We start from the raw sequence: 25,731 nt of genomic DNA, 5'->3' as shown, positions 1-25,731 counted from the left end.
TTTTTGTGGAGAAAAATTACGATAGTTATAAATAAAGATTTTGAGACGAGCTTATACGAACTAAAGTAGTATATTGGCTACTGCTTTATTATAAAATAAGTTATATGGTATAGATTCAATTGGAGTAGGGAAGGAGTTTGTGGAAAAAAGATTCTACCTACTTTAGATTATACAGAGTCTTAAATAATTGGCTTTATATTAGGATTGTTACTGGTTATGCAGGCAAAACCTAAATTGTTCCCTATACTATTGGTGGACAATTTAGGTTTTTTATTATATGGATAAATTCATCTGACTAAGGGTGAGTGAAAATGAAGATTAAAAAGGTATTAAATAACAATGTTGTTGTCTCATTGAATAGCCGAAATCAAGAAATTGTCGTTATGGGCAGAGGACTGGCGTTTCAAAAAAAAGTCGGGGAAATAATTGATGCGTCGAAAATTGAAAAGACATTTGTTTTGGAAACCCATGGTATTTCAGAAAAGCTAGCGAATCTGCTCCGGGATATATCGGAAAAATACTTAAATATCTCAGCCCGAATTTTGGAATATGCAAAATCGCAATTGCCCTATAAATTAGACGAATATCTTTATGTCGCACTTACTGATCATATCAGTTTTGCCATCAGCAGATACAAACAAGGTATTCATTTAAAAAATCCGTTACTCTGGGAAATACGTAAATTTTACAAAGATGAATTTCAAGTTGCTGTTAAAGCTCTTGAGATTATTAAAGAGGAAACAGGAATCGAACTGGGAGAGGATGAAGCTGCATCAATTGCTCTCCATCTCGTTAACAGCCAGTTATCCGGTGAAAATGTAGCCACTGCCATCCAAGTAACGGAAATTGTAAATAAGATTTTGAATATAGTTAAATACCATTTTAAAATGGAGCTGGATGAAAATTCGATAAACTACGAACGATTCCTTACACATTTGCGATTCTTTGCGATTCGCTTTATAAGAGAGGAGAAATTGGAGGAATCGGTAGACGAATTTTTCTTTGAACAAATTAAGATTAAGTATCCGGAAGCTTATGCCTGTACGCAAAAAATTAAAACGTATCTTGAAAAGCAGTTTCATTTTGAGTTAACAAAGGATGAAGAACTGTATTTAACGGTTCATATTTACAGGGTTACCAACCGGCAAAAATACAAATAAAAAAATTGTCGAGAAAGCGTTGACAGATTGTGAAAAATTATGCTAATATGTAGTCATCAAGTTAATAGTAACCCCTTTCATTAGGATTGTTACTGGTCATGCAGGCAAAACCTAAATTGTTCACAATACCATTAGTGGACAGTTTAGGTTTTTTTATTTTTTTGGGAGGTGGTCCACGACCAAGTGAAACAATTAAATACAAAAGTAAGGAATGTTACCATTGTGGGCATAACCTGAACTGATTTGAAGACAATACAATTGTATTCAAATTGGCTCAGGTTTTTTATTTGATAATTACTATATTTAAATGAAAGAAGGGTCAAAAATGAAATATGAGCAATTAGCTAAAGACATTATTGCAAATGTCGGTGGTAAGGAAAACGTTATCAGTGTTGTGCACTGTATTACAAGACTCCGATTTAAATTAAAAGATGAAAACAAAGCGAATACAGAAGTACTGAAAAATATGGATGGCGTCGTGACCGTTATGAAAAGCGGCGGGCAATATCAAGTCGTTATCGGTAACCATGTACCCGATGTGTATAAAGCCGTAGTTGCAGTAGGAGGGTTTCAAGCAGAATCCCCTGTTGAAGAAGAGGAAAGCGGAGAAAAACAAGGATTATTCAATAAATTTATTGATATCATTTCAGGTATTTTTGCACCAACATTAGGTGTGTTGGCCGCAACCGGGATGATTAAAGGTTTTAACGCGTTATTTGTATCTTTGGATTTATATGCGAATACATCGGGGACTTATCAAATTTTGAATGCCATTGGGGATGCGTTGTTTTACTTCTTCCCGATTTTTCTAGGTTTTACGGCAGCGAAAAAGTTTGGTGCCAATCAATTTTTAGGAATGGTAATCGGTGCAGCTCTTGTTTATCCGGCCTTATCCGGTTTGACAACAGGGAAGCCTCTATATACTTTGTTTGCAGGAACAATGTTTGAATCACCTGTCTATATTACATTTTTAGGTATTCCGGTAATTTTAATGTCATATTCATCCTCAGTTATTCCAATTGTCTTAGCGACTTACGTTGGTTCCAAAGTAGAAAAGTGGTTTAAAAAAGTTATTCCTGATGTTGTAAAAGCATTCTTAGTCCCATTCTTCACTTTATTAGTTGTAGTACCGTTAACCCTTATCGTTATTGGACCAATTGCAACATGGGCAGGAAGTTTAATTGGTCAATTTACAACTTGGTTAATTCATTTAAGTCCAATTATTACAGGTATTTTCTTAGGCGCATTTTGGCAAGTATTTGTTATTTTTGGTTTACACTGGGGTCTTGTACCGATTGCAATTAATAATATTGCTGTTTTAGGAGAAGATTCAATTTTAGCGTTAGTATTTGCAGCGTCATTTGCCCAAACAGGTGCTGTGCTTGGCGTATGGTTGAAAACGAAAGATCAGAAACTAAAATCATTAAGTATTCCTGCATTTATTTCCGGTATTTTCGGTGTTACTGAGCCTGCTATCTATGGGATTACTCTTCCAAAGAAAAGGCCGTTTATCATGAGTTGTGTTGCCGCTGCAATCGGTGGAGCAATGCTTGGACTTTTCGGTACAAAAATATATATGGTCGGCGGTCTTGGTGTCTTTGGTTATGCAAGTAATATTCATCCTACAGAAGGACTTAATATGGGATTCTGGGGTTCAATTATCAGTACAATTGTAGCATTTATTTTGGGCTTTCTTTTAACTTACTTTTTTGGTGGCGTTAATAAGGAAGAAAACATTACCATTGAAACTGTAAGTGGTTCAACAAATGCTGTCCAAAGTACAACAGCCACAAACGCTAAAAAAGAAATGATTTTAAGCCCGCTTAATGGCGAAGTAAAACAATTATCGGATATTAGTGATGCAGCATTTGCATCCGGTGCCCTGGGAAAAGGTGTTGCCATTGAACCAGCTGAAGGAAAATTATATGCACCTGTTTCCGGAATTGTATCTGCTTTATATCCTACCAACCATGCAATTGGCATGACAACAGACGAAGGTGCGGAAGTGTTAATTCATATTGGGATGGATACGGTTCAATTAGAAGGAAAATATTTTAAGGGTCACGTATCTCAAGGTGATCGTGTAGAAAAAGGTCAACTACTTATTGAATTCGATATTGATCAAATTAAAAAAGCAGGTTTTTCGGTAACAACACCGATAGTCGTAACAAATTATGACCAATTTGATGCAACACCAACTTGCGAAAATCAAGTAAAAGTCGGCGAAAATTTATTACAAGTCCAATCAAAATAACTGATAATTGAATAGAGGGGGAGAAATCCTCCTTCTCTTTAACATAAGAAAGGGGCTATACCATGACATATTTTACATTCCCGGAAGGATTTTTATGGGGCGGTGCCATCGCAGCAAACCAAACAGAAGGAGCTTATTTGGAGGGTGGAAAAGGCTTAACAACTGTTGATATTATGCCAACCGGTAAAAACCGTTGGGCAATTGCAACCGGACATGTTGATTCTTTCAAACCGATTGAAGGCGAATATTACCCGTCTCATGAAGCGATTGATTTTTATCATCGATATAAAGAGGATATCGCATTGTTTGCAGAAATGGGTTTTAAAGCATTACGAATTTCAATCTCTTGGGCCCGAATTTTTCCAAATGGAGATGATGAAACACCAAATGAGGCTGGATTACAATTTTATGATGATTTATTTGATGAATTACTAAAATTTGGTATCCAACCTGTTGTGACTATTGCTCATTTTGATGTACCGCTTCATTTAGTGGAGGCATACGGAAGCTGGAAAAATCGCAAACTTGTTGAGTTCTTTGAAAAATATGCAACGACCATTTTTAAACGTTATAAAGATAAAGTGAAATACTGGATGACATTCAATGAAATTAATATGTTATTGCATTTGCCGTTTGTCGGTGCTGGTCTAGTGTTTAAAGAAGGTGACGATAAATTGCAAATTCAATACCAAGCAGCCCACCATCAACTTGTTGCTAGCAGTCTGGCAGTGAAAGCTTGTCATGAAATTATTCCTGATGCAAAAATCGGCTGCATGCTTGCTGGAGGGGCAACATATCCTTATACTTGTCATCCGGATGATGTGTTTCGTGCAATGGAAAAAGACCGTGAGTCATACTTCTTTATTGATGTCCAATCTCGTGGGGAATATCCCGGATATGCCAAACGATTTTTTAAAGAAAACAACTTAACCATCAAAATGGAAGCTGGTGATGAAGAATTACTGAAAAAATATACCGTTGATTATATCGGGTTTAGTTATTATGGAAGCCGTGCAACCAGTGGCGATCCGGAAATATTAAAGCAAATTACAAGCGGAAATGTGTTTGCATCTGTAGAAAACCCGTATCTGGAAAAATCTGAATGGGGCTGGCCAATTGATGCAAAAGGTCTTAGGATTACAGCCAATCAATTATATGATCGTTACCAAAAACCGCTCTTTATCGTTGAAAATGGTCTAGGCGCTGTAGATACGGTTTCCCCTGATGGAGAAGTCCATGATGATTACCGGATTGAGTATTTACGAAAACATATTATTCAAATGGGTGAAGCAATCCAAGACGGGGTTGAATTGATTGGATATACAAGTTGGGGACCGATTGACTTGGTCAGTGCTTCAACCGGAGAAATGAAAAAACGGTATGGATATATTTATGTTGATAAGGATAATGAAGGAAACGGATCATTACAAAGACTGAAAAAAAGAAGTTTTTATTGGTATAAACAAGTCATTGAATCAAATGGGGCAAACTTAGATTAATAAACGATCGATTAAGGAGGAATTATTTATGGCACAAATCGGAAAAGGTTTCCCGGAAGGATTTTTATGGGGAGGAGCAACGGCAGCCAACCAATTAGAAGGCGGTTTTCATGAAGGAAATAAAGGATTAAATATTGCAGATGTTCTACCCGGAGGCAAGGACCGCTTAAAAATTTTAGCAACACCGGGCTTTGATTTTGAAATCCACGAAGACAAATATTATTACCCGAATCATGAAGCAATTGATTTCTATCATCGATATAAAGAAGATATCGCTTTGTTTGCAGAAATGGGCTTTAAAGTATTTAGAATGTCGATTGCCTGGACCCGTATTTTTCCTAAAGGTGATGAATTAGAACCAAATGAAGAAGGTTTAGCATTTTACGACCGCGTTTTTGATGAATTACATAAACATGGAATTGAACCGGTAGTAACCATTTCCCATTATGAAATGCCGGTACATCTAGTTAAAGAATATGGCGGTTGGCGTAATCGGAAAGTTGTAACCTTCTTTGAGAGATATGTAACAGCAATCTTTAACCGGTATAAAGGGAAAGTAAAGTATTGGATGACATTTAATGAAATTAACAGTGGCTTGATGATGCCGATTATGGGACTCGGATTTGCGATCCAAAAAGAAGAAGACAAATATGGGCCGACATTCCAAGCGTACCACCATCAATTTGTAGCCAGTGCAAAAGCCGTTAAACTTTGTCATGAACTTATGCCGGAAGCAAAAATTGGCTGTATGATTATTTATGCGCCCGTGTATTCTTATGATTGCAATCCCGAAAATGTAATGTATGCTCTTGAACAAGAAAATATTTTTAACTATTTCTGTGCTGATGTTCAAGTGCGTGGTGAATACCCAGCCTTCATTAAACGTTACTTCAAAGAACACAATATTGAGTTGGAAATGGAAGATGGAGACCTTGAAATCATAAAAGAAGGGACAGTTGATTATATTGGGTTCAGTTATTATATGTCCCGTACAGAGAAGAAAGACAAATCCGATCTGGAAGGCATTACCGGAAATATTATGCAAGGAGTGAAAAACCCATTTTTAAAAGCAAGTGATTGGGGTTGGGAAATCGATCCAATCGGTTTACGTATTTCATTGAATAAACTTTACGGCCGCTATGGTGTACCTTTGTTCGTGGTGGAAAATGGTCTGGGTGCTTATGACAAGGTAGAAGAAGACGGCTCCATCAATGATGACTATCGGATTGACTATTTACGTGAACATATTAAACAAATGGCTGAGGCAATTGAAGACGGTGTTGATTTAATGGGTTATACGAGCTGGGGTTGTATTGATCTTGTCAGTGCGTCAACAGGTGAAATGTCGAAAAGGTACGGCTTCATTTACGTTGACAAACATGATGACGGCAGCGGTACATTGGAGCGGAAAAAGAAAAAGTCATTCTTCTGGTATAAAAAAGTGATAGATTCAAACGGTAGGGACTTAGATTAATTTTTATTCCACTGTTTTCTTTGTTAATTTTGGTGTTATCTAAAGTTGTACCAAGCTTTTAGAACAAAGATGGGGCTTCCGAAAGTCGAAAATGATTTTCTGGACAGCCCCTATATTTTTGCATATTTCTTCATCATTTTTTCTTCCTAATGAAAACTTGGTTATTCGGTATTGTGGGTGGCACGTAACACATCATTTTTTTCAGTTACGTTTATATATTTTAATCCTTGTAAAATTATTATCCAAAAAATAAGTGAAAGTAAAGTTAGGTTTATTATCAATAAAAATAAATAAATGAGAATAACGCGATTTTAATATTTTTTAGTGTAATCCCGCCTGACACTTGATCTAATAAGTATTATATCAAAATAAAGACCTAAATAATTGGTTAATTTTGTCGAAATAAGGGAGTTGCGATTTTTAAGTTATAATAATTGTAAAGTAAAAATAATTATGATATAGTATAGCTATTAATCAGTTTAAAAACTTTGGGGGTGTACATAGGATGAGTGAAAAGAAAAAACTGACAACAGCTTTCGGTGCTCCGGTGCCAAATGATCAGGATTCGAAAACGGCAGGTCCACGTGGCCCGCTTTTGATGGAGGATTATTGGTTTATTGAAAAATTAGCTCATTTTGACCGGGAAGTCATTCCGGAACGGCGGATGCACGCAAAAGGTTCGGGTGCATACGGAACTTTTACTGTAACAAATGATATTACGAAATATACAAAGGCAGCTCTTTTCTCTGAAGTTGGTAAGAAAACAGATATGTTTATTCGTTTTTCAACGGTAGCCGGAGAACGAGGGGCCGCAGATGCCGAGCGGGACATTCGCGGTTGTGCCATGAAATTTTATACAGAAGAAGGAAATTGGGATCTTGTTGGTAATAACACACCTGTATTCTTCATGAGAGATCCTAAACGTTTCCCTGACTTAAACCACGTAGTCAAACGTGACCCAAAAACAAACATGCATAGTGCGCAGGCAAACTGGGATTTCTGGAGTTCTCTACCTGAAGCTTTACACCAAGTGACGATTACCATGAGTGACCGTGGTATCCCGGCAAGCTACAGACATATGCATATGTTTGGCAGTCATACGTATTCGATGTTTAATGCAGATAATGAACGCATTTGGGTAAAATTCCACTTCAAAACACAACAAGGAATTAAATGCTTAACCGATCAAGAAGCACAAGAATTAATCGGCCGTGACCGTGACAGCCATCAAAGAGATTTATATGAAGCTATCGAACGTGGTGATTATCCGAGATGGACTATGTACATTCAAGTCATGACCGAAGAGGAAGCTCGCAATCTACCATATAACCCGTTTGATTTAACAAAAGTATGGTATCAAAAAGACTTCCCATTAATTGAAGTCGGTGTGGTTGAATTAAATCGCAACCCGGAAAACTATTTTGCCGAAGTAGAGCAAGCAGCATTTGCACCTACAAACATTGTGCCGGGTATTGGATTTTCCCCGGATAAAATGTTGCAAGGACGTCTATTCTCTTACGGGGATACCCAACGCTATCGATTAGGAGTAAATCATTGGCAAATTCCGGTAAATTATCCAAAAAATGCGAAAAACTTCCATCCCTATCATCGTGACGGTGCAATGAGAATTTTCAATGCGGCTGAAGGAGGATCCGTTTCTTATTATCCGAACAGCTACGGTGAGTGGGAAGATAGTCCGGAACATCAGGAACCGGCTCTAGATATTTTCGGTACTGCTGATTATCATAATTTTCGTGAAGATGATGACAATTATTATGAACAACCGGGTAAATTGTTCCGCCTCATGACACCGGAAGAGCAACAAAGATTATTTGAAAATACAGCCCGTAATATGCAAGGAACGACAAAAGAAGTTCAATTACGTCATATTACAAACTGCTACAAAGCGGATCCGGCTTATGGTGAAGGGGTGGCAAAAGCATTGGGCATCTCGATGAGTGAAGTAGAAGCTGCTGTAGCCGGAAAATAATCACTAGAATAATAGAATAGATATAATGAAAATGCCCGGTTTCCGATGTTTGTGGAAGCCGGGCATTTTTAGATCGATTATGGAAACTAACCTCTTTCAATAGTTTAATTAACTACTATCCCATTTAGTAGTCAGTTAAAAATATATTTATGGCTGAGTTGTCCCTAAAGTTATCGAACCATGTAATATATGATAAGTAGAACAATTAACCCTCCTACTAGCATATAGCATTGAAATTGTAATAATCGGTATAATCGGATATTGAACGATTCTGACGGAAGAGGTTTTTTCTTCCATTCCTCCAAATAATCTTTTCTTTTAAACATAATATGGTTATATCGCCTAAATCCAAAGACAAGCCCGTCAAAAAATCCACCCTTTACCGTGAACATGAACAAGACAGTTACCACATAAATCAACCCGACGTAAAACACGGTATTAATGAAACTGATTAGAGTATGTTCAGACCCAAAGAAAAAAACTACGAAAATAACTGCCATATTCACTAAAAATAAACCTGCTTGTCGTTTCTCTTTCATTGATTTCACCTATTTTAAGTAGTTGTTGTCATTATTCCATGTGTACAGATTAGTGAAAACTGCTTCCTACAAATCTTGTTAAACTATACTAATATTTTAAATCAACCTAGTTGTAATTTCTCTTTCGTTGATTTCACCTATTTTAAATAGTTGCTGTCATTATACCACGTACAGATTAGTGAAAACTACTTCCTACAAATCTTGTTAAACAATACGATTATTTTATCTATACCAATTCAACCATAAATCACCTAATTTGGTAAATTACAAATAGTCCCGAAAAACCTTATACTAACCTTATACTAATATTTAATTTTCTCTTTACAAAAATAATAATTAACTGTATACTTCGTAATATACCTTCATTACTAGGAACATCCAGTTCCAAAATTCAGAAGATTAAAATATAGGGGGCTATCTTTTATGAAGAAGAAGAAGTGGTCACTGCTACTGGCTGCTTTACTATTAGTAAGCACAGTTTTAGCGGCTTGTGGCGGTAAATCAGATGAAAGTTCAGAAAAAGGATCAGGAGACACTGATAAATCATCTGAACAAGTATTACGTTTAATGAATAGTGATCAGATTCCGACAATGGATTCTTCAATGGCAACTGACCAATATGCCTTTCAATTCTTAGGCGAATCAATGGAAGGTTTATATCGCTTAGGAAAGGACGGGAAAGTTGAAGATGGAATGGCAATCGATCATGAAGTATCCGATGATGGCTTAACTTGGACGTTTAAATTACGTGAAGATGCCAAATGGTCTAACGGTGACCCTGTAACAGCGCATGATTTCGTATACGCATGGCGCCGAGCAGTTGACCCGGCAACAGGTTCAGAATATGGTCCATATATGATGGGCGGCGTTATTAAAAACGCAACAGCCGTTAATAAAGGCGAAGTAGCTGTTGAAGAACTGGGTGTGCGGGCAGAAGATGACCATACTTTAGTGGTAGAATTAGAAAACCCTACACCTTATTTTGAATCACTGACAACTTTCGGAACCTTCCTGCCAATGAATCAAAAATTCGTTGAGGCACAAGGTGATAAATATGCAACAAGTACCGAAACATTATTATTTAACGGACCATTTACGTTAGAAAAATGGACCAGTACTTCAAATAAATGGGAACTTGTAAAAAACGAAAATTATTGGGATAAAGATTCCGTTAAATTAGACAAAATTACTTTCGTTGTCGTAAAAGACCCGCAAGCCGGTGTCGATTTATATGAAAAAGGTGAAGTGGACCGTGCAGGTTTAACTTCAGATTTAGTTGACATGTATTCTTCCAATGACGATTTTATCACCATTCCGCAAGCTAACGTATTCTGGTTAAAACTAAACCAAGAACGTAACGGTGAAAAAACGCCATTGGCAAATGTCAATATTCGAAAAGCAATCATGATGGCAGTCGATAAAGAAGCCGGCGTCAATGAAATTCTCAATAACGGTTCAATCTCCGCCAACGGGTTAATACCAAAAGGCTTTGTGAAAGTACCGAATACGGGTAAAGATTTCCGTGAGCAAAACGGTGACTTAGCTGTCTACAATAAAGAAGAAGCAAAGAAATATTGGGAGCAAGGTTTGAAGGAACTTGGTGTTGACAGTATTTCGCTGGAATTTATGGGTGATGATACGGAAACGGCAAAAGTATTTAACGAATACATTGCCAATCAATTAAAAACCAACTTGCCGGGATTGGATATTACGATTAAAAACGTTCCATTCGAACAAAGAATTGATGCTGATACAGCTCAAGACTATGATATCCAATTTGCCGGTTGGGGCCCGGATTACCTAGATCCATATACCTTCTTAAATCTATGGATTACCGATGGTGGAAACAACAAAATGAGTTATTCAAATCCGGAATACGATAAACTGCTTCAAGATATTCAAACAACATATGCGAATGACCAAGACAAACGTTATGAAGCTATGTTGAAAGCAGAAAAAATCTTGTTTGAAGACGCAGCAATTGCGCCAATTTATCAACGTTCATTGGCTCTATTAAGCTCACCAAAAGTTCATAACATTATTGCCAATCAATTTGGTGCTGACTATGAGTGGAAATGGACTTATATTGAATAAATAAAAAAATATATTTATTAATATATTGAATTGGAATTAAAATTAGAGAGTGTATGCCAAGATGTTGGCGTGCGCTCTCTTTCCTCATGTAACTATAAATTTCATATAATAGAGAACATTTATTTTTTTTACTTTTTAGGAGGTGGCAAAATGGCTCGCTATATTCTACGTCGTTTAGGATATATGATTGTAACACTATTTATTATTGCAACACTTTCATTTTTCCTCATGAAAATGTTACCTGGAAGTCCGTTGAATGCAGAAGATAAATTGAGTGAAGAACAAAAGGCAATCGTCTTAGAAAAATACGGGTTGAATGATCCGGTTCCGGTTCAATATGTTCGTTATTTGACCGGACTTGTCCAAGGGGACTTAGGAATTTCATTTAAATTTGATAATACCCCGGTTACCCAAATATTATTGGATCGAATAGGGCCATCAGCACTTGTAGGTTTTCAAGCCATGGTGATTGGAACGATTTTAGGTATCGCATTAGGATTGATTGCTGCTGTTTTCCATAATGGTTTTCTGGATTATACCTCAACAATAATCGCTGTACTGGGTACTTCTATTCCTTCCTTTGTATTTGCCGGACTTCTTCAATATGTATTTGCAGTTGAACTAGGATGGTTTCCGGTAGCTCTCTGGGGTGAACCTGAACATACGATTTTACCGACAATTGCATTGGCAATTACACCATTAGCAACAGCAGCAAGGTTTATCAGAACTGAGATGGTTGAAGTATTAGGATCTAACTATATGCTTACTGCTAAAGCTAAAGGGATTGGTCAAGCCGGTCGGGTATGGAAACACGGATTTCGAAACGCACTTATCCCATTAATAACGGTTATCGGACCAATGGCTGTAAACATAATGACCGGATCTATGGTTATTGAGCAAATTTTTGCAATACCGGGTATTGGGGAGCAATTTGTTTCCTCAGTTCTAGTCAATGACTATCCGACAATTATGGGGACAACCCTTTTATATGCATTTGCCTTTATCGTTATTATTTTAATCGTTGACCTCCTTTACGGATTAATTGATCCAAGAATTCGAGTGACTGGAGGGAATAAATAATATGGAGAACAACAATTTAAACAATCTGCCGAAAGAATTATTTAAACCTCTGGTACGGAAAGAAGATACAAGTGAGACAATTTCTAAACCTAGTCGAACATTCGGGCAAGAGGCAAGAAGAACATTATTAAAAAATAAACCTGCGATCATCAGTCTCATTCTACTAATCATTATTATAATTATGAGTATCGTTGGTCCGCATATGTCTGAATACGGAAATGATGACCAAAATTTAAGTCGTGCAAAATTACCGCCGCATGCACCGGGTTTAGAAAAAATATCGTGGCTTGGATTTGACGGTACTTTAACCGATGATTTTAAAGGTTCTACTGTGGAAGAGGCAAAGAGGAAAGCAATTGCTCGTTTTGACAATCAAGAAAAATTTATAGATTTTAAAGTGAAAAGTAAAGGGAATGGCGAAAGAAATTCAGCCGAAGTAGAAGCTACTTATCACGTATATGATGCAAAAGGTATGGGAGATCAGTATTTCTGGTTAGGTACGGACCATTTAGGCCGTGACCAATGGACAAGACTTTGGTTAGGAACCCGGGTTTCTTTAATTATTGCCTTTGTTGCAGCTATTTTAGACCTTTTAATTGGTGTTACTTATGGTGGGATTTCCGGTTTCTTTGGCGGAAAAGTAGATAATTATATGCAACGGGTTATTGAAGTGCTTGTCGGTATTCCAAACCTAGTTATTATCTTATTAATGATGTTATTCATGCAACCGGGGATTATGTCAATTGTCATCGCCCTTGCAATAACCGGATGGACCGGTATGGCGCGGATTGTTCGCGGTGAAGTCATGAAGGTAAAGAATCAGGAGTTTGTATTAGCTGCAAGAACGTTAGGTACATCGAACGGTTCTATTATTAGAAAGCATTTATTGCCGAATATCAGTGGGATTATTATTGTTAACACGATGTTTTCGATTCCAAGTGCGGTATTTTTCGAAGCATTTTTAAGCTTTATCGGTTTAGGGATTGTTCCACCAAATGCATCGTTAGGTTCTTTAATCAATATCGGGTTCCAAAACTTACGGATCTACCCGCATTTATTGGTTTATCCGGCGATTTTAATTTCGCTCATCATGATCACATTTAATATTTTAGGTGATGGTCTTCGTGATGCGTTTGATCCGAAAATGCATAAATAATCAAGGTAGGTGTCTTTAAATGAGTAAACTATTGGAAGTGAAAGATTTAAGTGTTTCATTTAACACCTACAACGGTGAAGTACAAGCTGTTCGAGGTGTAAGTTTTGACCTGAATGAAGGAGAGACATTGGCTATCGTTGGAGAGTCCGGTTCGGGAAAATCGGTAACTTCTTCGACATTAATGGGGCTTCTTCCCAAACCGGCAGGGATTATTAAAAGCGGTCAAATCCTTTTTCAGGGAGAGGATTTAGTAAAAAAATCCGAAAAGGAAATGCAAAAAATCCGTGGAAAAGAAATATCGATGGTCTTCCAAGATCCGTTATCTTCATTAAACCCGACAATGAAAATCGGGAATCAAATTATTGAAGGTTTAATCAAACATCAAGGCATGAATCGTGCAGAAGCAAAGAAAAAGGCAATTGAACTTTTGGATCAAGTTGGCATTCCACATCCGGAAATTCGGGTAAATCAATACCCGCACCAATTTTCCGGCGGTATGCGGCAACGGGTTGTCATCGCCATCGCCCTTGCATGTAACCCAAAAATATTAATTGCCGATGAACCGACAACAGCGCTGGACGTAACGATTCAAGCCCAAATTCTCGAACTAATGAAGGAAATTCAACGAGATACAAAAACATCCATTATTTTTATTACCCATGACTTAGGGGTTGTGGCTAATGTAGCAGACCGGGTCGCGGTAATGTATGCCGGAAAAATTGTTGAAATCGGAACGGTCGACGATGTTTTCTATAACCCGAAACACCCATATACTTGGGGTTTACTTGGATCCATGCCGACATTGGATGCAGATGATGAAGAACTTTATACCATTCCGGGTACACCGCCGGATATGTTGAATCCACCAAAGGGTGATGCTTTTGCACCAAGGAACGAATTTGCCTTGGAAATCGATGCGGTGATGGAACCGCCGATGTTTAAAGTGTCGGATACACATTATGCGGCAACTTGGTTACTTCATAAAAATGCACCGAAAATTGAAATGCCTGAGTCCGTAAGACGGAGAATTGAAGGCTTTGCCAAAACCGGTAAGAAAGGGGGAGAATGATCGTGAACAAGACGGAAAAAATTCTCGAAGTCAAGCATTTGAAAAAATATTTCCCTGCCGGACGGAAAAAAATAATTAAAGCTGTTGATGATGTTTCTTTTGATATCTATAAAGGAGAAACATTCGGGTTAGTTGGAGAATCCGGTAGTGGTAAATCGACTACCGGTCAGACAATTATCCGACTTTACGATGCGACGGATGGAGAAGTATTATTCCACGGAGAAAATGTTCATGCGAAAAAGTCAAGAGTGGAAAAATTGAAATTTAACCGAAAAATGCAAATGATTTTCCAAGATCCATCCTCATCACTCAACCCCCGGATGACTGTATTGGATATTATTGCGGAAGGATTAGATGTCCATCACCTTGCAAAAAATGAAAAAGAACGGAAAGAAAGAGTGGAACAACTGTTAGAAGCGGTTGGTTTGAATAAAGAACATGCGACACGCTTTCCGCATGAATTCAGTGGCGGTCAACGGCAACGGATTGGCATTGCCCGTGCCCTTGCCGTAGAACCGGAATTAATTATTTGTGATGAACCGATTTCTGCTTTGGATGTATCGATTCAAGCACAAGTCGTAAATTTATTGAAAAAACTTCAAAAAGAACATGGATTAACGTATTTGTTCATTGCTCATGACCTCTCCATGGTTAAATACATTAGTGATCGGATTGGTGTTATGCATCTTGGACATATGGTAGAGTTAGCAGATAGTGATGAATTATATAAAAATCCGGTCCATCCATATACAAAATCATTACTGTCAGCGATACCGCTGCCGGATCCTGAATATGAACGGAGTCGTAAGCGAATAACCTATGATCCATCAATTCATGATACAAGTGAAGAACCAAAGTTCCGCGAAATTCGACCTCACCATTGGGTTCGTTGTACAAGCAAGGAATTTGAGCAATATAAAAAAGAATTGGGAGAATAAGAAAAGCAGACGGGTGGTGCTAGGAGCTAGGTTAAAATTTGTCTAAAGGCTGCTTACCAGTATTTTTACATGCAAATCCTTTTGTAAGAAAGGGAAGAGCACTCGAAGCTAAACTTGTCTGAAGGCTGTTCATCAGTATTTTATACATGCTAATATATCTACAAAAAAACTCGGCAACCGCCGAGTTTTTTTCACAGAGTAACATCTTTGAAAAGGAAGTTTGTTCTTGATAAACTAAAGATACCTTTAGCAATACAGGTGATTGTCATATTTCGAGGAGGTAAATCTATGGGGGAAATCTTGGCGGTGCTAAAATATATAAAGGTTCAGCGTGAAGTCGATTACATTGGATTCCAACAAAAGTACATTGAAGAGGAACGATATATGTACTTATATAAAGATAAACTTGTGACCCGGTATCATGATTTCCCCTTAGAAACTATATTCGACCTTTCCTATAAACCCTTTGGAAGTGAAGGGGGCACTTTGTATTTGCATACAAACCATGGTGTTTATACGTATCATTTACATTCAGATCCCCAATTATTTATAGAAGCGTTTAAACGGCATCAAATGAAATGAAGGGGCTGTCCGCAAAGTCATTTTTTGACTTATGGATGTGCCCCTTTATGATTTAAAAGCTTGATCCAATGGATTTGGAAAGATTCCCCATTGTTCTGACTCTGAGTAAAATACCACCAAAAAGGTAATGTACCTGTTCGTTCTATTGTCGTCTAAATCAAAAGCTACAAACCATCAAGGTGTCAGTATTTCGGTTAACCCCATTCGTGAAGTACAAGATGCCGGTAAGAGGGGGTCATTCGCTCATCTTATCCGTATGCTGTCAACAAACCATATTTCTTTTGAAATCTTTTTAAAATCTTTAGCCAGCTTTGCGAAAATACAAGTAAAAAGAAAACATTTGATAAAGCATGGGCCAAGTCAAAATAGAAACTAGCCGTATAAAACCCGATAAACTGTGCCCAATTAAAACTATTCATTAAGGTCAGTACAACCCAAAGATTCATAAACCATCCAAATAAAAAGCCGGTGATAAAGCCAAAAATCGAGCGTCCTACTGAACTTTTCATAACCCAAGTGTTTTTTAAAAGCCCGGCAGCAAAGCCAACCATTCCCCAGGCATACATTTGCCAAGGTGTCCAAGGTCCTTGGCCAAGAAAAATATTTGACACGATAGCAGCTAATGCACCTACAACAAAACCAGATTCTGCCCCAAAAACAGCGCCGGCCATAATGATAACAAAGGTAGTTGGCTGGACACTTGGAATGCTGGCAAAAGGTACTCTACTCACGGCAGCAATTGCCCCAAGAATAGCGATTAAAACGAGTTCCTTACTGGTAACCTTTTTATGTTCATACTTAATCATCAAAGGAAAAAAGGAACAAACCATAAATAGAATACTTGCCAATATATATTGTTCTTCAACCAATAATGGTACAAAGATGAGCAGGACTGCTAACAGGATTAGTAACCCAGCAATAAGCAAGTTTTTATATTTCTGTTTTTTTAGTTTTTGATTTTCTGAGAACCCCATTTTTCTTCAGCCTCCTCAACTGTTACCACCTCTGGAATGTTTCCGTCCCGTGTCATCCGATTAACTACCGTTGTATAAAAAGCATTACCTTTAAAAAAGTCTTTTGTAGAAGTAGTGACAGTAATTTCTCCTTGAAACATCATCGCACTGCGGTCAGAAAAACGTGCGGCAAATTCAATGTCATGCGTAACCATTACAATTGTTAAGCCGCGGCTTTGCATCGATTTAAGCCATTTGCCTAACGCAACTTTCATTTCCGGATCGAGTCCCTTCGTTGGTTCGTCGAGTAAGAGTATTTTCGGTTGTGGTAATAATACACACGCTAATGCACTTTTTTGCATTTCCCCGCCACTTACATCATACGGGTGACGATCAAGGATGGACTGAATTCCTAATAACTCTACCAAACAATTTATTTTCTCTTCATAATTTTCAAGATGAAATTGCTGTGCCGTTTCGATTAATTCTCCTCGGACGGTATCTTGTATAAAGAGGAGCTTCGGGTTTTGCGGTAAGTAGGCAATATCAGTGGAAATTGGTTTTGAATACTTTTTCCCGTTATAAATTAGCTTCCCTCGCTGGGGACTTTCAAGACCGGCCATCACCTTAAGTAATGTCGATTTTCCAGTCCCATTGGCACCAACAATTGTTAACCATTCCCCCTCATTAATAGTTAAAGATAAAGATTGTAATATTTTTTTGCCTGTTTTTTCATATTGAAAATAAATGTTTTTTACTTGCAGAATAGGGTTCTGTTTTTCATTATAATTTTCTTGTTTTTTGAAGGAGGTATCGGACTGGTGAGTCTTCAGTTGAGAAGCCCATTTCCTTCCTTCTTTGACGGTTAAAGGAATATCGGCAATTTGTAAGTTATCTGCGTGTTCCAAATATAATAATGCCGTACTTGGCAAATAAGGAAATAATGGTCGGTACTGTTCTTGCCAAACTTTCGCAATCACATCCTTTGGTGGACCGGATATTTTTAACGAACCATGGTCGAAAACGAAAACCCGATCGGCTAAAGGAAAGACTTCTTCCAATCGGTGTTCGACAATAAGAACTGTTATTCCAAATTCATCATTCATTTGTTTTACCATATGAAGGAAATCCTTTGCGGCCACGGGATCGAGTTGGGCTGTTGGCTCATCAAGTAAAAGAATCCGCGGTTCCATTAGCAAAACGGAGGCAAGATTGACAATTTGTTTTTGCCCGCCGGATAAAAAATGAATCTTCTTATCAAGAAGATGATTGATTCCGAAAAAATGGACCATTTCTGCAAGTTTTGTTCGCATGGTTTCCGTCGGCATGCCGATGTTTTCTAATCCAAAAATAAGTTCTTCAAATACCCGATCCATCACAATTTGATTTTCAGGGTCTTGAAACACCATTCCAATTTCTTTAGCGATTTTGACAGGTTCATATTCGGTCAATTTTTTTCCATTATAAAAAATCTCGCCGGATCGCTCTCCGTAGGGGGCAATTTCTTGTTTTACCATTCGGAGCAAAGTTGATTTACCACTTCCGGAAGGCCCACAAATGACAATAAACTCTCCGGGTTCAACAGAAAATGAAACTTGATTGAGGGCTGGTAGCAATTGATCCGGGTATGTAAAACTTACCTTTACCGTTTCCAATATTGCCATTGTATAGCCTCCTTTCCTTCCACAATTAGCGGAAATCCAATGATGAGAACATAAATCGTAAAAAATACCCATTCACGCCCATATAAAATGGTTGGTTCTAAAAATGGTGTTAGGGTAAGGACGCCATCACCCAACCACCAGCCAAATATGCCGGTGCCTGTTAAACCTGCCAGGATGAGTATCATGAAACCATCATTCATATGTAGTTTATAGGGGGTATATTTCGTTCTTTTTTGTAATCCATAAGCCCTTGCTGACATCGAGTCAGCTGTTTGAATACCATCTTCCAGTGACCAGGTGAGTAACACTTGAACAAGCAATAAACCATGTTTGACTCTTTGTTTAAGAGGGCCGGAAGCGACGGACAAACCCTTTCCTTTTTGTACAGTTGTGATTTCCATCAGTCTTCTATTCAGCAAGGGAACAAATCGAACGGAAAGCATGGCTAACAAAGACCATTTTGGCATCCACTTGGAAAATAAAAATAAAAATTTATCCGAAGTCATGCAATAGTTAAAAGTAATCGTTAGAGTAAGAATGGCGATTAGGGTCAAGGCATTTAGCAATCCTTGGACCAAGGCTTCCAATGTAATTGCACTGTTAAATAGGTAGAACAAAATATGACTGCCGCGATGATTCGTCAATGGTGTTAAAATAAGGAATAACAAGGATAAAACAATCATCATGGATACCCATCTTTTTAGCATTTTTCCCTGATCTAAGACAAAGTTAAAAATCACGAGAAGAAGGCATGCAAAGGTCAAAAAAAATGGATGCTGATAAAGCATAATCATGGCAATGGCTAAAACGTAATAGAGAAATATGACAAAAGGATGGAGAGAGCGGAATCCGTTATCCATCAGCTTTGCCCCCTCCAACTGTCTGTCTTTTACTGATCATCATTATTTATCACCTGTAAATTTTTAGTAAGTGGTATCTTTCGTGTAGTCTAGTGTATAGATCCATTCAATCTTATCACCATTTTTTATTGGCTCAATCCCCGCGCTATTATCTATTAATACATCATTTACTTCGATTAACCAGCCGCTTAGTGGGCCATAGTCAAATTCATATATGTTGTTAATTCCCTCAACATAAGCAGTTGCGCCCGATCCTCTGACACTAATCTGTATCTTTTTGTCTTTTAAAATTTTTAATGTGGCATCGAGTGCGGTATATCCCGATTCAATTTCTACCTCTGTCGGGGAAAGAAAGACCGTTGGAATCGGTGCATTTATTGGCCCCTGGTAACCATCCACCGATACGGTAACGGTATCCTTCTTCGGCTTTGGCGCTGGTGCGGGTGCGGAAGTTTGTCCTCCTCCGTTCACTGGCTGCCCGGATTCAGTTTTCGGTGCTGGTGTTGTACTTTTATTTTCAACGGATTTAGAAGTTTGGGTATTCGATTTATTTGCTGTGTTGGTATTTGTATTTTCTTGCTTATTGCCTGTATTCTCAGTTGCTTTATCTGTGTTTGGATTTGATTGTTTGTTTTCTGTATTAGCTTTTGTCTCATTTTCCTTTGGACTGTTTTCTGAATTTCCCTCTTCTGTTGAACCGTTTTCCTTATTTCCTTTCATTTCATGTTCTTCTTTAGAAGGTTTTTCGAGTGTTGTTTTCTCGGAAAGCGTTTCATTTTCAGGTAATGCACTGTCTTTTTGACAACCAACTGCAAACAATAAAATGAAGGCGGATAAAAGGATAAATAGTGCTTTTTTGCAAAGTTTCAATGATTCTCCCTCCTTGAATGGTTGAATAGGAGTCCCTTCACAGCTTTCTGTCCAAAACCATGATTCTCTACTTAAGTGGTTGTACAGGAGGGCTCCCGCTTCTCACGATAGCCCTCCTTTATTAAGAACCACTTACTGGATAAATTCGATTTTGAAGTAGGGCCTCCAAAGAATTTTCGTGTCCAGTATCCTTATCTTTGCGGCATGTCCAGTTTACTGATAGAGCATGATGTCCACGGATTCTAAGATAATTGAACCCCTACGAAATGCTGATACATGTTTAAAGTCCTTGATAAACAATTTTGGTAACTCAAATTGAAATGTTGACACATATTGAAACTACTTGATAACATAAGTGCTCAACAAATTTGCAAACCAAATCGAAATGCTTATACATGTAAAAATTACTTGCTAATAGCCTTTTTCCTATGCTGATAAATAGTAACCATGACCGCAAGTGTAACGAGTATAATCCCAATGAATAGAAAGAGATACGTGTTCGTTGCAGTTTCTGGCAATGTCTTTTCTGAGTTGTTTTGCTCCTTACCGTTTAGATTTGTGGCAGCACCTTTTGTTGTTTCGATTTTGCTCACCTGTTGATCTTGTTCTTTACTTATTTCGACCGAATTTTTTATTGGAACCGGTTCGAGGTCGCCAACGAGATGGAATACAGAACCTTGATTATTTTTATATTTCTGATATGCAGCGAGAGCCAAAGTTGCCTGAGAGCTAGCGATCGGGTTGGGTTCACGTTCCGATATAAGGTGAGAAAATCCGCCATCAGCATTTTTGTAGTCCAATAATCGTTTGACTAGGTTCCCTTCTGCTTTTGTAAAATCACTACCTGTCGGATCAATTCCTGCTGCTGATAAACCGATAATGACAGATGCGATCGATTCACTTGCTTCTCCTCCAGCGAAAGTATCATAAAATCCGCTTGAGCTCGTTTGATTACTGGAAAGCCAGTCTACAGCTTTCTCAATGGCTGCTTGAACATTTTCATTTTCTGAATAGGGAGCAAGAGCAGCAATCGCTATCCCGGTTAAATCTGCACTGGGCGTTTCTCCTGCTAAAGACCATGCCCCGTTATTAAGTTGAGTTTTTACAATATAGTCAACTATCTTTTCTCTTGTCCAGTCAGCCTTTTCATTAACAGGATAGCCACCACTATCTAAAGCAAGCAGGGCATAGATAGGCCCGTTATTTCCTTGATTCGTCATATTTTTATGATTAACCAACTGTTCAATTAAGTTATAGCCGGCAATCTTTGTCGCATCTTTGCCAGCAGCGGTTAAAGATAAAATAATACTCTCTAAATCAGTTACTTTACGAAACTCAGCTTTATTGGCAGTAACCTGGTTTATTAACTGATCAATATAATCACTTGGAATCGTTACCCCTAAAGCATTAAATGCAACGGTACTATACAAATCATTAACACGATGGTCAAGCAAGTATTGACGGCTACTATTTAAAGCCGTTGCAAATTCTTCCGGTGAAAGTGTTTCTGGAGTTGTTGGTTCGGGTACTTCAGGCTGATTTGGTTCTTTACCAGGTACTTCACCTTTTAAAAAGTTTTGATAAGAGGCTAATGCGAAAAATGCTTGATTCGTTGCCATGCTATTTGAATCTTGTGTCAGTAAATGGGCAAATCCATTGTCATCCTTTTGAAAATGAAGAAGACGCTGAACTAAATTCAACTCAGATTTTGTAAACTGCTTACCGGTTGGATCGATGTTATTGGCACATAATCCGACAATTACTTGGGCTATCGATTCACTTGATTCTCCACCGTTAAAAGTATCGTAGTATCCGGCACTGTCTGTTTGAGTCGCTGAGAGCCAGACTACAGCTTTCTCAATGGCTGCTTTTACGTTTTCCTGATTTGAATAAGGAGCCATAGCCGTCAGTGTCATTGCCGTTATATCCACACTAGGAGTCGGGCCGTATAGGGACCATGCACCATTGTCTAATTGGGCACCTATTATATGGTTAATTAATTTTTCCCTTGTCCATTCGGCATTTGGATTTTGAATAGTATAATTACCACTATCAAGTGCCCATAAGGCAAAAATCGGCCCATTATTTCCTTGATTCGTCATTCGTTCGTGTGTAACTAAAAGGTCGATCAAATTGATGCCTTCAATATTTGTTGCATCTTTACCGGCAGCAGATAATAAAATAATTGTGTTCTCCAAATCGGTTACTTTCCGGAACTCACCGTTATTGGCCACAACTTCATTAATTTTTGAATCAATTATGGATTGTGGAATATTTTTATTCAAAATGCTTAATGTAAGGACTCCATACCAATCAAGAGAATTATTACTAAGCAAATGAGCCGCTGTTTTTTCAATAATTGATGAGAGTTCTTCTGGTTGCACAGTAGGGTTCTTTGTCCAATCAATTACTCGAAATAGCAACTGGTCACCCGGCTTTACTTTGCTATCCATTACACCGGTATTTGAAGCGATTCCATTTACAAAAAATCCCCAATACTTGTTTCCTTCAGCAACAACACCCTTTATTGCTTTTAAATATGGGCCATAATCGGAGTCTTCAAAGGTGACATCGGTTGCAGCCTTTTTTAGCACATCACCAGCCGTATCCCCATCGGAAAAATCAACGACTGAGCGCTCGATCAAAAAGCTGCCATCTTCTTTCATAACGGAAACATTGACCTTATTTTCAGGTGTATCTGCTAAAACGTGGTGTAAAGAAGAGATACTACTTTGGGTAATCAGTAAAATTAATGCGATAAAAACGAAAATTCTTTTTCCCACTCTGTTTGCGAAATTCACTAATCATTCCTCCTTTTGTTGTTTTTTGCCATAAAAAAACATCTCATGGAGGAGATGTATTTGTGCATGAAGTTATATTAAACTACTTTTTCAATGCAACAGACACACCCCCTATATCCACGTAGGGTTATGGCGTTTGAAACAGGCAGGTCTCCTGGCTTATGTTCATCATTCTCTACACCTTCCCGTTATGAAAACAGTGGTATCCGATAGAGAACTCCCAATTACAGTGGCGGGACCGCGTCGGATTTGCACCGAACTTCCCTTTTAAGACTCATATTTAAATGAGCCACCTATTTCTTATATGAAATTATCATTTTAACTAAATCATAGTTTTTGACAGTGATTTTGTCAATAATTTCCCTGTGAAAACGATGTTATTCCAAAAGAAAAAGATTTGAATAAACTTACCTATCAAGAGAATATAAAATGAGTCTTGAAAAAGAGATTATAATTCAGCTTTTTCAACCAAAATTTTTATGGAATAGGAAAACAAGTAATTGTAATATGGTAAACAGCCAATTTTCCCGAATCCCTTGAAAAATTTTAACTATGAATATATTATTCTTAATCGTTTATCGTATAATGTTATAGAAGGAGGGATTTCATATGGAAGAATTGGTCGAACAGGCAGTTCAAGATTATTATGGGGAAGAAATTGCATGGTGCTACGGGTGTGGCAGACTAAATGAAAAAGGTCACCATTTTCGGACAGGTTGGTTAACACCCGAAGAGAAAACAGTCACCTATTATCAACCAAAACCGGAACATACAGCCATCCCGGGTTTTGTTTACGGAGGTTTACTTGCTTCTTTTGTTGATTGCCATAGTACAGGGTCTGCATCATTAGCATTACATTATAAAAATGGACATGAACTCGGTGACGGTACCGAACCACCAAGATTTGTAACAGGTTCATTGCATGTTGACTTTTTACAGCCGACCCCACAAAACGTGATATTAAAGGCTATTGGAATGGTAGAGGAAATTCATCCAAAAAAATGGAAAGTTTTAACAGAGGTATATGCTGGGGATATTCCTTGTGCCAAAGGAGAAGTAGTTGCGGTCATTATGCCGGCAACATTTTTAAAAAACAAATGACAGCGCTCCCAAACCAACATAAATTTTCCATTGAATTTTACGGGAGAATAGTATATTATCAAAATGTAAGCTGCATTGTTCGTATAAATAATTAAGTTTTTCACCTAAGTATTTATAGGGAGTTTAAGAGAATATAGTGTGAATGACATATCTCTGTCTATATGACTTGGAGGGCAAGCAGGATCACTATTGCAAACACCCACTTGTCTGAGAGTGGTGGTTTTAAAACTTCATTATAAAGCTACGGCAAATGTGGCTTTTCATTAAACAAAAGAAACCAGTCTTGCATAGGCTGGTTTTTTTGTCATAAAATAATTCATATGATCCTATCAATTTTCCACTACTAAATGTTTATATTAGGAAAAATTCTTGCCTCGATACTTAAAGTGAAAAGTCCCTCCAACTTATCTTTCTCGTTGACTCAAACTTTTTAGATGGGAATATAAGATGAGTCATTAAGGGGAAATTTTGTATTTCTTAAACAATAGTAGCATATTATTTTTGTGAATTGAGGTGAGAAACCAGGATGGATATAAATGTATTATTCGCCTTTAGTCTGACATTATTGGCCGGTTTGGCGACCGGAATCGGAAGTGTCTTAGCATTTTTTACTTCAACCACAAATACAAAATTTCTTTCGTTAGCATTAGGGTTTTCCGCGGGTGTGATGATTTATGTTTCTATGATTGAAATTTTTGTAAAGGCACAAAACGCACTGGTCACAGAACTTGGTAGCCCTGCAGGAAATTGGATTACCGTTATTAGTTTCTTTGCCGGTATGTTATTGATTGCATTAATTGATAAATTTATTCCAAAACAGAATAATCCACATGAGTTAAGGAAAGTGGAAGATATGAAGGACAGACCGGGCTTAACTTCGGACGATCCGGGTTTAATGAAAATGGGGATTTTCTCAGCCTTGGCTATAGGGATTCATAATTTTCCAGAGGGGATTGCCACTTTTGCTTCAGCTCTGCAAGATCCGACATTAGGTATTTCAATTGCGGTTGCCATTGCTATTCACAATGTACCTGAGGGCATCGCTGTATCGGTTCCGGTATATTATGCAACAGGGAGTAAAAGGAAGGCGTTCAAGTTATCTTTTTTATCCGGTTTATCCGAACCACTCGGAGCTCTAGTTGCATATTTAGTTTTACTGCCTTATTTAACAGATTTAGTGTTCGGTATTATTTTTGCTGCCGTGGCGGGGATAATGGTGTTTATTTCATTAGATGAGTTGTTACCCGCTGCCAAAAAATATGATGAAGCACATAAATCCATATACGGCCTGATTGCCGGTATGGCGGTCATGGCGGTTAGCTTGCTCTTATTTATGTAGTATGTGAGATTTTATATGAGCAAGTTTTCGGTTTATCGAGGCAAGATTTGGCCTCTCGACTTGGCGTCTCATCGCCAAAAAAACCAGATTTTCGCCCAAAAAAGGTGACGAGAATGAGTCTCGTCGTCAAAAAATGGAGTTTTTCGCCCAAAAAAGTTGACGAGAAGTGGTCTCGTCGCCAAAAAGTGGAGTTTTCCAGCCCAAAATGACGACGAGAAAGAGTTTCGTCGCTAAAAAGTGGAGTTTCCCGAGCAAAAGTGACGACGAGAAAGAGTCTCGTCGCCAAAAAGGTGAGTTTTTTACCCCAA

At 37.9% G+C, this 25,731-nt stretch carries 19 protein-coding genes and 1 riboswitch; of the genes, 13 read left to right on the top strand and 6 right to left on the bottom strand.

The features are described from left to right. Window positions 1-311: 311 nt before the first annotated feature. The 5 genes from licT (at window position 312) to NSQ14_RS18485 (ending at window position 8,377) form a co-directional block, all read left to right on the top strand. Complete coding sequence (gene licT / locus NSQ14_RS18505; RefSeq protein ID WP_095142472.1) at window positions 312-1,160, top strand: BglG family transcription antiterminator LicT; 849 nt, start codon at window positions 312-314, stop codon at window positions 1,158-1,160. 325 nt (window positions 1,161-1,485) lie between these two features. Beyond that, window positions 1,486-3,414, top strand: a complete 1,929-nt coding sequence (locus tag NSQ14_RS18500) for a beta-glucoside-specific PTS transporter subunit IIABC (RefSeq protein WP_346216694.1) — start codon at window positions 1,486-1,488, stop codon at window positions 3,412-3,414. A 62-nt stretch (window positions 3,415-3,476) separates the two neighbouring features. Further along, the gene (locus NSQ14_RS18495; protein WP_095142474.1) at window positions 3,477-4,913 is read left to right on the top strand and encodes a 6-phospho-beta-glucosidase; all 1,437 of its coding nucleotides are present in this window, start codon (window positions 3,477-3,479) and stop codon (window positions 4,911-4,913) included. A gap of 28 nt (window positions 4,914-4,941) precedes the next feature. After that, on the top strand, window positions 4,942-6,387 hold the full coding sequence (locus NSQ14_RS18490) for a glycoside hydrolase family 1 protein (protein WP_095142475.1): 1,446 nt from the start codon (window positions 4,942-4,944) through the stop codon (window positions 6,385-6,387). 505 nt (window positions 6,388-6,892) lie between these two features. Next, on the top strand, window positions 6,893-8,377 hold the full coding sequence (locus NSQ14_RS18485; protein ID WP_034773507.1) for a catalase: 1,485 nt from the start codon (window positions 6,893-6,895) through the stop codon (window positions 8,375-8,377). Between the two features lie 170 nt (window positions 8,378-8,547). Here the strand turns inward: NSQ14_RS18485 and NSQ14_RS18480 are convergent, their stop codons facing one another. Beyond that, window positions 8,548-8,916: a DUF3899 domain-containing protein gene (locus NSQ14_RS18480; protein ID WP_041845886.1), complete on the bottom strand. Its 369-nt coding sequence runs from the start codon at window positions 8,914-8,916 to the stop codon at window positions 8,548-8,550. A gap of 423 nt (window positions 8,917-9,339) precedes the next feature. Here NSQ14_RS18480 and NSQ14_RS18475 point away from each other — a divergent pair, with 423 nt between their 5' ends. The 6 genes from NSQ14_RS18475 (at window position 9,340) to NSQ14_RS18450 (ending at window position 15,835) form a co-directional block, all read left to right on the top strand. Then, on the top strand, window positions 9,340-11,010 hold the full coding sequence (locus tag NSQ14_RS18475; RefSeq protein ID WP_346216692.1) for a peptide ABC transporter substrate-binding protein: 1,671 nt from the start codon (window positions 9,340-9,342) through the stop codon (window positions 11,008-11,010). Between the two features lie 150 nt (window positions 11,011-11,160). Beyond that, window positions 11,161-12,090, top strand: a complete 930-nt coding sequence (opp3b, locus tag NSQ14_RS18470) for an oligopeptide ABC transporter permease (protein ID WP_041845888.1) — start codon at window positions 11,161-11,163, stop codon at window positions 12,088-12,090. 1 nt (window position 12,091) lies between these two features. After that, window positions 12,092-13,246 (top strand): oligopeptide ABC transporter permease, encoded by a 1,155-nt coding sequence (gene opp3C, locus NSQ14_RS18465; protein WP_041847366.1) that lies wholly within the window; start codon window positions 12,092-12,094, stop codon window positions 13,244-13,246. 19 nt (window positions 13,247-13,265) lie between these two features. Next, window positions 13,266-14,315 carry an ABC transporter ATP-binding protein gene (locus NSQ14_RS18460; RefSeq protein WP_244811015.1) on the top strand — a complete coding sequence of 350 codons (1,050 nt, stop codon included), beginning with the start codon at window positions 13,266-13,268 and terminating at the stop codon, window positions 14,313-14,315. Continuing rightward, the gene (locus NSQ14_RS18455) at window positions 14,315-15,253 is read left to right on the top strand and encodes an ABC transporter ATP-binding protein (protein ID WP_108899165.1); all 939 of its coding nucleotides are present in this window, start codon (window positions 14,315-14,317) and stop codon (window positions 15,251-15,253) included. Before NSQ14_RS18460 ends, NSQ14_RS18455 begins: the two co-directional genes overlap by 1 nt. 288 nt (window positions 15,254-15,541) lie before the next feature. Next, window positions 15,542-15,835: a hypothetical protein gene (locus NSQ14_RS18450; protein ID WP_041847363.1), complete on the top strand. Its 294-nt coding sequence runs from the start codon at window positions 15,542-15,544 to the stop codon at window positions 15,833-15,835. Between the two features lie 248 nt (window positions 15,836-16,083). Here NSQ14_RS18450 and NSQ14_RS18445 read toward each other — a convergent pair whose 3' ends face one another. The 5 genes from NSQ14_RS18445 to NSQ14_RS18425 all read right to left on the bottom strand — a co-directional run bounded on the left by NSQ14_RS18445 (window position 16,084) and on the right by NSQ14_RS18425 (window position 22,983). Further along, window positions 16,084-16,809, bottom strand: coding sequence for an ECF transporter S component (locus tag NSQ14_RS18445; RefSeq protein ID WP_346216691.1), 726 nt, complete (start codon window positions 16,807-16,809; stop codon window positions 16,084-16,086). Beyond that, complete coding sequence (locus NSQ14_RS18440; RefSeq protein WP_251242142.1) at window positions 16,782-18,452, bottom strand: ABC transporter ATP-binding protein; 1,671 nt, start codon at window positions 18,450-18,452, stop codon at window positions 16,782-16,784. The genes NSQ14_RS18445 and NSQ14_RS18440 overlap by 28 nt, the downstream gene beginning before the upstream one ends. Further along, a complete protein-coding gene (locus tag NSQ14_RS18435) occupies window positions 18,431-19,312 on the bottom strand; it encodes an energy-coupling factor transporter transmembrane component T (protein WP_251242141.1) in 882 nt (293 codons plus the stop codon). The genes NSQ14_RS18440 and NSQ14_RS18435 overlap by 22 nt, the downstream gene beginning before the upstream one ends. Before the next feature lie 63 nt (window positions 19,313-19,375). Beyond that, window positions 19,376-20,182, bottom strand: coding sequence for a DUF4430 domain-containing protein (locus NSQ14_RS18430; RefSeq protein WP_340497453.1), 807 nt, complete (start codon window positions 20,180-20,182; stop codon window positions 19,376-19,378). A 404-nt stretch (window positions 20,183-20,586) separates the two neighbouring features. After that, a complete protein-coding gene (locus NSQ14_RS18425; RefSeq protein ID WP_346216689.1) occupies window positions 20,587-22,983 on the bottom strand; it encodes a DUF4430 domain-containing protein in 2,397 nt (798 codons plus the stop codon). A 127-nt stretch (window positions 22,984-23,110) separates the two neighbouring features. After that, window positions 23,111-23,295: riboswitch (cobalamin riboswitch) on the bottom strand. A 297-nt stretch (window positions 23,296-23,592) separates the two neighbouring features. On the opposite strand from NSQ14_RS18425, the gene NSQ14_RS18420 reads away from it, so the two are divergent. Next, window positions 23,593-24,084: a PaaI family thioesterase gene (locus tag NSQ14_RS18420; protein WP_041845895.1), complete on the top strand. Its 492-nt coding sequence runs from the start codon at window positions 23,593-23,595 to the stop codon at window positions 24,082-24,084. Between the two features lie 526 nt (window positions 24,085-24,610). Next, window positions 24,611-25,423, top strand: coding sequence for a zinc transporter ZupT (gene zupT, locus NSQ14_RS18410; RefSeq protein ID WP_346216688.1), 813 nt, complete (start codon window positions 24,611-24,613; stop codon window positions 25,421-25,423). Window positions 25,424-25,731: the final 308 nt, after the last annotated feature.

Source organism: Caldifermentibacillus hisashii (assembly GCF_039654145.1).
Lineage (GTDB): Bacteria > Bacillota > Bacilli > Bacillales > Caldibacillaceae > Caldifermentibacillus > Caldifermentibacillus hisashii.
The sequence above is the reverse complement of the archived record's forward strand: the minus strand, read 5'-3'. Positions and strand labels throughout refer to the sequence as shown.

What these genes read in the sequence shown, in the direction of transcription:
- licT (WP_095142472.1), top strand. Translation starts at nt 312, where the DNA reads ATGAAGATTAAAAAGGTATTAAATAACAATGTTGTTGTCTCATTGAAT.
- NSQ14_RS18500 (WP_346216694.1), top strand. Translation starts at nt 1,486, where the DNA reads ATGAAATATGAGCAATTAGCTAAAGACATTATTGCAAATGTCGGTGGT.
- NSQ14_RS18495 (WP_095142474.1), top strand. Translation starts at nt 3,477, where the DNA reads ATGACATATTTTACATTCCCGGAAGGATTTTTATGGGGCGGTGCCATC.
- NSQ14_RS18490 (WP_095142475.1), top strand. Translation starts at nt 4,942, where the DNA reads ATGGCACAAATCGGAAAAGGTTTCCCGGAAGGATTTTTATGGGGAGGA.
- NSQ14_RS18485 (WP_034773507.1), top strand. Translation starts at nt 6,893, where the DNA reads ATGAGTGAAAAGAAAAAACTGACAACAGCTTTCGGTGCTCCGGTGCCA.
- NSQ14_RS18480 (WP_041845886.1), bottom strand. Translation starts at nt 8,916, where the DNA reads ATGAAAGAGAAACGACAAGCAGGTTTATTTTTAGTGAATATGGCAGTT.
- NSQ14_RS18475 (WP_346216692.1), top strand. Translation starts at nt 9,340, where the DNA reads ATGAAGAAGAAGAAGTGGTCACTGCTACTGGCTGCTTTACTATTAGTA.
- opp3b (WP_041845888.1), top strand. Translation starts at nt 11,161, where the DNA reads ATGGCTCGCTATATTCTACGTCGTTTAGGATATATGATTGTAACACTA.
- opp3C (WP_041847366.1), top strand. Translation starts at nt 12,092, where the DNA reads ATGGAGAACAACAATTTAAACAATCTGCCGAAAGAATTATTTAAACCT.
- NSQ14_RS18460 (WP_244811015.1), top strand. Translation starts at nt 13,266, where the DNA reads ATGAGTAAACTATTGGAAGTGAAAGATTTAAGTGTTTCATTTAACACC.
- NSQ14_RS18450 (WP_041847363.1), top strand. Translation starts at nt 15,542, where the DNA reads ATGGGGGAAATCTTGGCGGTGCTAAAATATATAAAGGTTCAGCGTGAA.
- NSQ14_RS18445 (WP_346216691.1), bottom strand. Translation starts at nt 16,809, where the DNA reads ATGGGGTTCTCAGAAAATCAAAAACTAAAAAAACAGAAATATAAAAAC.
- NSQ14_RS18440 (WP_251242142.1), bottom strand. Translation starts at nt 18,452, where the DNA reads ATGGCAATATTGGAAACGGTAAAGGTAAGTTTTACATACCCGGATCAA.
- NSQ14_RS18435 (WP_251242141.1), bottom strand. Translation starts at nt 19,312, where the DNA reads ATGGATAACGGATTCCGCTCTCTCCATCCTTTTGTCATATTTCTCTAT.
- NSQ14_RS18420 (WP_041845895.1), top strand. Translation starts at nt 23,593, where the DNA reads ATGGAAGAATTGGTCGAACAGGCAGTTCAAGATTATTATGGGGAAGAA.
- zupT (WP_346216688.1), top strand. Translation starts at nt 24,611, where the DNA reads ATGGATATAAATGTATTATTCGCCTTTAGTCTGACATTATTGGCCGGT.